Origin of the sequence: Halogeometricum pallidum JCM 14848 (assembly GCF_000337095.1) — an archaeon.
GTDB classification, from domain to species: Archaea; Halobacteriota; Halobacteria; order Halobacteriales; family Haloferacaceae; genus Halogeometricum; species Halogeometricum pallidum.
In genome coordinates, this window is the sequence record NZ_AOIV01000025.1 from 98,637 (window position 1) to 105,006 (window position 6,370).

General features: G+C 66.7%; 6 protein-coding genes. 4 read left to right on the forward strand and 2 right to left on the reverse strand.

From position 1 onward, the window contains the following. The first annotated feature begins 82 nt into the window (after nucleotides 1-82). Nucleotides 83-466, forward strand: a complete 384-nt coding sequence (locus C474_RS11455; RefSeq protein WP_008386934.1) for a hypothetical protein — start codon at nucleotides 83-85, stop codon at nucleotides 464-466. A 25-nt stretch (nucleotides 467-491) separates the two neighbouring features. Here the strand turns inward: C474_RS11455 and prf1 are convergent, their stop codons facing one another. Next, nucleotides 492-1,754, reverse strand: coding sequence for a peptide chain release factor aRF-1 (gene prf1, locus C474_RS11460; protein ID WP_008386936.1), 1,263 nt, complete (start codon nucleotides 1,752-1,754; stop codon nucleotides 492-494). Nucleotides 1,755-2,054: 300 nt separating this feature from the next. Here prf1 and minD point away from each other — a divergent pair, with 300 nt between their 5' ends. Both minD and C474_RS22630 read left to right on the forward strand, forming a co-directional pair. Then, entirely contained in the window at nucleotides 2,055-3,452 is a 1,398-nt protein-coding gene (minD, locus tag C474_RS11465; protein ID WP_239640418.1) for a cell division ATPase MinD, read from the forward strand. Nucleotides 3,453-3,529: 77 nt separating this feature from the next. Continuing rightward, nucleotides 3,530-3,679 carry a hypothetical protein gene (locus C474_RS22630; protein ID WP_169330567.1) on the forward strand — a complete coding sequence of 50 codons (150 nt, stop codon included), beginning with the start codon at nucleotides 3,530-3,532 and terminating at the stop codon, nucleotides 3,677-3,679. Here C474_RS22630 and argS read toward each other — a convergent pair. Beyond that, a complete protein-coding gene (argS, locus tag C474_RS11470; protein WP_008386939.1) occupies nucleotides 3,671-5,425 on the reverse strand; it encodes an arginine--tRNA ligase in 1,755 nt (584 codons plus the stop codon). The two genes, C474_RS22630 and argS, sit on opposite strands and share 9 nt — an antisense overlap. A gap of 234 nt (nucleotides 5,426-5,659) precedes the next feature. Between argS and C474_RS11475 the strand changes: the two genes are divergently transcribed. Continuing rightward, complete coding sequence (locus C474_RS11475) at nucleotides 5,660-6,367, forward strand: DUF120 domain-containing protein (RefSeq protein ID WP_008386941.1); 708 nt, start codon at nucleotides 5,660-5,662, stop codon at nucleotides 6,365-6,367. Nucleotides 6,368-6,370 lie beyond the last annotated feature (3 nt).

Here is a 6,370-nt window from a genome sequence, read left to right on the forward strand (position 1 = left end):
TGATGCGAGACCGTTCGACCCCGGTCCCTTCGGCCGAAGGAGATTTTCGAGCGGCGGCCGAACGTCCGTGACGGTGGTTCACATGGAAGACTCAGACACCGCGACGGTCGAACTATCGAAGGGCGAGGCTCGGGAAGCGATCAACGCACTCTCGTCGTACCGGACGACGGAGACGGGGCAAGACGAACGGCGCGCGCTCAACGTCGAGGAGTTCCTCCAGCGCGAGTTCGGGTTCAAGGACGACGATACGGGTCTCTCGAACATCGGCGAGTCGTTCGCCTCGTTTCTCGACGACAGCGACGAGCAGAGTCACGAGGTGCAACTCTCCCGCGCGGAGGCCGAGGAGGTAGTCGAAGCCCTCGCGGCCCACGAGAACGACTCCGCGACGGACGCGGGGACCGTCAGAGACCTCAGAACCAGACTCGCCGAGACGTACGAGCTGAACCGCTCGGACTCCGGCGTCTAACTCCCCCGCTCGCGTCCGTCTCTCCTTACACGCCCGTGGAGTACCGCAGGATGCCGGCGACGCCGCCGAAGGCGTCGTACAACTGTTCGCCCTTCTCGAAGTCCGTCGAGATGAACTTCGTCTCGGTGCCGCGCTGTTCGGCTATCCCCATCAGATGCTCGATGACGTCCTCGCGGTCGGTCTTTTCGGCCTCCTCGCCGCACTCGGTGCACTGGTGGCCGGGGTCGCCGTGGCGTCGGTCCACCACCTCGTACTCCTCGTGTTCGTTGGGACACTCGTAGACGACCACGTCCGAGCGGAGGTCCTCCGAGAGCAGCAATCGGTCGACCGACCCCATGATGAGGTTCTTCCGGGTCGGACCGAAGCCGTAGGTGGCCTCCTCGCCGGTGTGGAGTTTCTCGAAGAACTCCTCCATCTGGGATTTGTCCTTCATCACCTCCTGGTCGGCCAGCACCTCCTGGGCGGCGTCGACCAGGTCGTTCAGTCCCGACTCGTCGGTGTAGGAGACGTCGAACTTACCGACGACCAGGTCCTGGAGTTCGTGGTGGAAGTAGCCGCCGTCGAGGAACTCGTCTTTCGTCGGCGACGGGCCGCCGACCAGAATCCCGTCCATGTTGTGGCGCTCGGGGACGAACAGGTCGTCGGCCATCCCGGCGACCTCCTGGTAGAAGTTGTCGATGGCCTCCAACCGAAGGCGGGCGAACCGCTGGGCGGACTGACCACCTTTGCGCTGTTTGCCGGGGACGAGCGATGAGGCTGACTTGACCGGTTCGACGCGTTTGCCCTTCAGCCACCCGACGTTCGCCTCGCGGCGGTCGAGGACGACGAGGCCGAACAGCCCCTTGTCGGTCAGCATATCCTCTAACGGTTGGGTGAGGAAGTTCGAATCGCAGTGGTAGCGGAACGACTGGATGGGTTCGGGCGGACTGTCCAGCACGCGGGTGACCATCTCCGTCTGGCCGCCGCCGGAGTTCACCGCACCGGAGAAGATGACGATACCGTTGTCCGGGGGGAACGTGTCGTAGTAGCGCAGGCGGTCCTTGATGGACGTGAGCGCGTCCTGCACGTTCGTCCGCGTCTGCTTCGATTTGATGTTGGACGCCTCCGAGTGCTCCTGCGTCACGTGCGCCACCACGTCGGATATCTGCTTGTCGTCCGGGATGTAGATGGTGACGAGCTGCGTGCCGGACCCCTCGTAGTCGTCGAGCTCCTCGATGACTTTTCGGAACTCGTATTTCCTCCTGTCTGAGTTCTCCTCAGCGCCGCTTTGAGTATCCGTGTCCGACATGGTTGTTGTCTAGAACAAGACGACGGAGACGGTTAAAGTACCGCAATCCGCGTGTAGTGGCGGGNAGTTCTCCTCAGCGCCGCTTTGAGTATCCGTGTCCGACATGGTTGTTGTCTAGAACAAGACGACGGAGACGGTTAAAGTACCGCAATCCGCGTGTAGTGGCGGGCCGTCGCCACAGCGACGGGAGGGGTCGACGGAGGAGTGCGCCTCTGACCGGACCGCGAGCGCGGCGGCGAATCCGTCGGTATCTCGGAATACCTTTATATGTTCGACGTGGGAGTGTCCGAACGACTAGATATGGGACGGGTGTACGCAGTCGTCAGTGCGAAAGGGGGCGTGGGGAAGACCACGACGACGACCAATCTCGCGGCGGCGCTGGCCGCCTCGGGAGCGGCCGTGGCCGTCGTCGACGGCGACCTCGGGATGGCCAACCTCGCCGGGTCGCTGGGCGTCGATTCCGTGGGAGCGACGCTTCACGACGTGCTCGCGGGCGAGGTCGACCTCGCGGACGCGACGCGGAAGGGGCCGCACGGGATGACCGTCGTCCCGGGCTCTCCGGACCTCGACGCCTTCGCCCGGGCGGACCCCGAGGGTCTGCGGGACGTGCTCGAAGAACTGAGAGACCAGCACGACTACGTGCTGCTGGACACGGGGGCCGGACTCAGCAACGACACCGTCGTCCCACTCACGTACGTCGACGAGGCGCTCCTCGTCTCGACCACCGGCCGAGACGCCCTCGGCGACACCGAAAAGACGCGACAGGTCGCAGAGCGCCTCGACATCCACGTCGCGGGCGCGGTGATCACCCGCGTCGACCCCGACAGCCCGCAGAACGCAGCGGTCGAAGAGACGCTGCGAACGACGGTGCTCTCCTCGATTCCGGATTCGGACGTGGTCCGGGACGCCGGCGACGCGGGCGAACCGCTCACGACGTACGCCCCGGGCAGTTCCGCCGCGGCGGCCTACCGCGCGCTGGCGGCCGACCTGACGGGGGAGTCGGTTCGAAAGCGCGAGGCGGACGGAGCGGACGAGACGGAAGCGACAGATAAAATCGACGGAGCCGGCGACCCGAACGACACAAGCGACTCGAACGACGCCTCGCCCGTCGACGAGGAGAACATCATCGTCGCCGGCGACCACGACGCCGACGGCGACCCGACGGATGCGGGGGCGGTCGAGGCGGACGCCGACGAGGACCCGCCGGCGGACCCGACCGAGAGCGAGGACGCCTCGGACCCCGACCCAGAGGAGGAACCGCTCGTTGAGGTGGACGTGAGCAGCGAAGTGGGTCCGAACCGCGACGACCACGACGACGACGACTCGCCCGCGGACGACGACCCCCTCATCGAGACGGCGGAACCCGACGAGGTGATGGACGACGCGACCGACTCCGACGGCGACGCCGCCGACGACTCGACGGGCGTGGCGGCGGTCGAGGCGGACGAAGAGGACTCGCCGGCGGCCCCGACCGAGGGCGAGGACGCCCCGGACGCCGACTTGGACATCGACGACGCCGCGAACGACTCCGAGGCGGACGACGAGGAGGGGGATGAAGAATCCGAAGACCCCGACGACTCGGACGACCCGGAGGACGACGACGGCGAAGAGGGCGTCTACACCACCTCGCTGACCGACGAGGACGAGGACGACGAGAAGAAGGAGAAGAAGGGGTTGTTCGGTCGCTTCCTCGGGTGAGCCGACGCCCCGACCGGCGTCAGACGCTCCGGCGCGAAACAAGAAGTTCTTTTACTCGTCTGTGAGGATTCGACGGTATGGCAGACACGAGTACGAACGTCCCGTTCTGGTGGGTTCTCCTGTTCGTCGTCCTGGCACTCGGCGCGGGCGCAGCAATCGTCGTCGCCCTCGGGGGATCGCTTATCTCGAGTCCAGGCGTGCTCCTTCCGCTCCCCGGTCTACATTGACTTGGGCGCCTCGATTCCGAGCACGGAGAGCGCGTTCGCCACCGTGTGGCGCGACGCCTCGACGAGACCGAGGCGGGCGGCGGCGACGTCGTCGTCCTCGGCGTTGAGGACCGAACACTCGCGGTAGAACCGGTTGAACGTCTCCGCGAACTCGCGGACGTACGTCGCGACCGCGTGCGGTTCCAGATCTTCTGCGGCTTCCTCTATCACCGCCGGGAAACGAGCGATCACCCGGAGGAGGTCCCGTTCGGCGTCTGTGTCGAGCAGAGAGATCTCAGTCTCCGCTTCGATGCCCGCCGACTCGGCCTCGTTCAGAATGCCGCGGCAGCGCGCGTGAACGTACTGGACGTACGGCGCCGACTGCGCCTCGAAGTCCAGCGCTCGCTCCCACTCGAACGTGATGCCCTTCGTGGGCTGTTTGGAGACGATATCGTAGCGGACGGCGCCGATACCGACCTGCCGGGCGATGCGGTCGATGTCGTCCTCGTCGAGTTCGTCGTCGCGGATGCGGGAGTCGAGGCGCTCTTCGACCTCCTCGCGGGCGCGGGCGACCGACTCGTCCAGCAAGTCGTCGAGGTCGACGCCCGTCCCCTCCCGGGTGGACATCCCGCCCTCGGGCAGGTTCACCCACGAGTAGAACGTCTGGCGGAGGTCGCTCGTGTCGTTGCCGAGGATTTCGAGGGCGGCGTCCAACTGCTCGGCCTGCAGTTTGTGGTCCTCGCCGAGCACCGTCACGGCCTCGTCGTAGTTCTCGAACTTCCACTCGTGGTGGGCCAAATCGCGCGTCGTGTACAGCGTCGTCCCGTCCGACCGCAGGAAGACGAGGTTCTTCTCGAAGCCGAACGGCGAGAGGTCGAGTTGCCACGCGTCGTCCTCGTAGACGGCGTACTCGGACGCCTGCAGGCGGTCGACCACGTCGTCGGCCTCGCCGCCGCGGATGAACGACGTCTCCTTGACGAACTCGTCGAACTCCGCGGGGAGGCGTTCGAGCGACTGGCGCATCCCGCCCAACACCTGGTCGACGACGACGGCGACGCGTTCGTACGTCTCCTCCTCGCCCGCTTCGAGTCCCTGCATTATCTCGGCTATCTCCTCCTCGGCGGCGGCGGCGTCCTCCTCGTCGGCGTCTTCGAGGTAGGCGTTGCCCCTGCGGTAGTAGCGCACGAGGTCGTAGTCCGAGCGGTCGCGTTCGGGGTCCGGGAGGTCGGACTCCTCGAACGTCTCGTAGGCCCACGTGAACACCGCGACCTGCCGGCCGGCGTCGTTAACGTAGTAGTGGCGCTCGACGTCGTTGCCGGCGAAATCGAGGAGGCGGGCGATGGAATCGCCGAGGATGGGGTTGCGGGCGCGGCCGACGTGGACCGGCCCCGTCGGGTTCGCGGAGGTGTGCTCGACAACCACGTCCTTGCCGGTGTCGGGCAGGCTACCGTAGTCGGCGTCGCGGCCGGCGGCGACCGTCTCGGCGTAGTAGGCGTCGCTCACGAAGAAGTTCACGTAGGGACCCTGCGGTTCGGCCGATTCGAGGTAGTCGTACGGCGTCGCGTCTATCTCCTCTGCGATGTCGACGGCCACCTTCGGCGGCGGCGCACCCACCTCGCCGGCCAGTCGGAAGGCGACGCTGGAGGCGAGCACCGCCGGCACGTCCTCCGGAGGTTCTTCGACGCCGAGGTCGTCGGTCGGAAGGCCGAGGTCGGAGAGCGCGGTTTCGACCGCCTCCTCGACCTCCGAACGGAGTTCTCTGAACATACCCGCCATTCAGGAGGTGCGGCTAAAGGCCTTTCCGAACGCCGTCGGCCGGGTTCGCGGTCTCGCGATGCCGTCGGCGCGGGCGCGAACGGCGGGTGCCGCGACCGACGCACTTACGCCGCGAGCGACCCCAGTTCGATCCGACTCCGCCACCGTCGGTCCGACAGCCATCTCATTTCTGGTACGCATCTCACATCCGGTACACTTATCGGTTCGTGCCGTCAACTTCGAGTAATGTCCGAATCGGTTCTGACCGCCGTCGGGTACGACGAACTGGCCGCGCTGAAGTTCGTCGCGCTCGAAGGGGGCCGCGCCGGCCCCGTGAAAGTCTCGTGCTCCGGTCTCGCAGACCGCCTCGACGCGTCGACCCAGACCGCCTCCCGCCGCCTCCAGCGACTCGACGAAGCGGACCTCGTCGAACGCGACGTGGGCTCGGACGGCCAGTGGGTGTCGCTCACCGAGGAGGGCGAGGCCGCCCTGCGACGCGAGTACGCCGACTACCGCCGCATCTTCGACGACGGCGACGCCGACGCGGTCGAACTCGTCGGCACCGTCACCAGCGGGATGGGCGAGGGACGCCACTACATCTCTCTGCCCGGCTACATGGAGCAGTTCGAGGAGCGGCTGGGCTACGAGCCGTTCGCCGGCACGCTCAACGTCGAACTCGACGAGCAGAGCGTCCGCCGCCGCGCCGCGATGGCCTCTCTCGACGCCGTCGGCATCGACGGCTGGGAGGACGAGGAGCGGACGTTCGGCCCGGCGACGTGCTACGCCGCGACGGTCGAGTACGGGGACGATTCGTTCGCCCCCGCCCACATCATCGTCCCCGAACGGACCCACCACGACGAGTCGAAGGCGGAGATAATCGCGCCGGACAAACTCCGGGACGAACTCGGCCTCGAAGACGGCGACGACGTGACCGTCGTCGTGGAGGAGGCGTAGATG

Excerpts from the sequence above, each read along its gene's own strand:
- C474_RS11455 (WP_008386934.1), top strand. The coding sequence starts at position 83 with ATGGAAGACTCAGACACCGCGACGGTCGAACTATCGAAGGGCGAGGCT.
- prf1 (WP_008386936.1), bottom strand. The coding sequence starts at position 1,754 with ATGTCGGACACGGATACTCAAAGCGGCGCTGAGGAGAACTCAGACAGG.
- minD (WP_239640418.1), top strand. The coding sequence starts at position 2,055 with ATGGGACGGGTGTACGCAGTCGTCAGTGCGAAAGGGGGCGTGGGGAAG.
- C474_RS22630 (WP_169330567.1), top strand. The coding sequence starts at position 3,530 with ATGGCAGACACGAGTACGAACGTCCCGTTCTGGTGGGTTCTCCTGTTC.
- argS (WP_008386939.1), bottom strand. The coding sequence starts at position 5,425 with ATGTTCAGAGAACTCCGTTCGGAGGTCGAGGAGGCGGTCGAAACCGCG.
- C474_RS11475 (WP_008386941.1), top strand. The coding sequence starts at position 5,660 with ATGTCCGAATCGGTTCTGACCGCCGTCGGGTACGACGAACTGGCCGCG.